Source organism: Brucella sp. NBRC 12950 (assembly GCF_030268145.1).
Classification (GTDB): Bacteria; Pseudomonadota; Alphaproteobacteria; order Rhizobiales; family Rhizobiaceae; genus Brucella.
The window spans coordinates 1-511 of record NZ_BSQC01000048.1; the positions used below are offsets into that span (position 1 = coordinate 1).

A 511-nucleotide genomic window follows, 5' to 3' on the forward strand; every position below is an offset into this window, starting at 1 on the left:
AGGGCCATCTCCTATACGCTGAACCAATGGGATTATCTGGTCCGCTACACCAGTGATGGCCGGGTTCCGATCGACAACAATATACTCGAACGCGATATCAGGCCGTTTTGCACGGGAAGAAAAAGCTGGCTCTTCAGCGACACTGTTGATGGGGCAAAGGCCAGTGCGGTGGTTTACAGTCTGGTCCTGACCTGTCGGGCTTGCGGCGTTGATCCCTTCAAGTGGCTGAGACACGTCCTGACGGAATTGCCCAGACGCAACAGGGACGATCCCTATATAGACGACATGCTGCCATTCAACTTCTCCCAACGCGAGAAAATCGGCGTCGCCGCCTGAGCCACCTTGGTGTCGAACAAGGTGTCCACCTTGGAAGGGTACCCCTATCGGGGGCCCTTCATCTCGTCACAGCTTCCCGCATTCCGGGCCACCCGCAAGAGATTACACCAAAAACCAAGGGGTACACCTTCAAGGTGGACACCTTGAATTGCCGTGCAAAGAAAGCCGCGCTTAC

The 511-nt window shown here is 55.6% G+C and carries 1 protein-coding gene; it reads left to right on the forward strand.

Annotated features, from left to right (window positions below; all coding sequences use genetic code 11):
- A partial coding sequence (locus QSJ70_RS27375) for an IS66 family transposase (protein WP_285541366.1) occupies positions 1-336 on the forward strand: 336 nt, incomplete at its 5' end.
- Between the last annotated feature and the right edge of the window lie 175 nt (positions 337-511).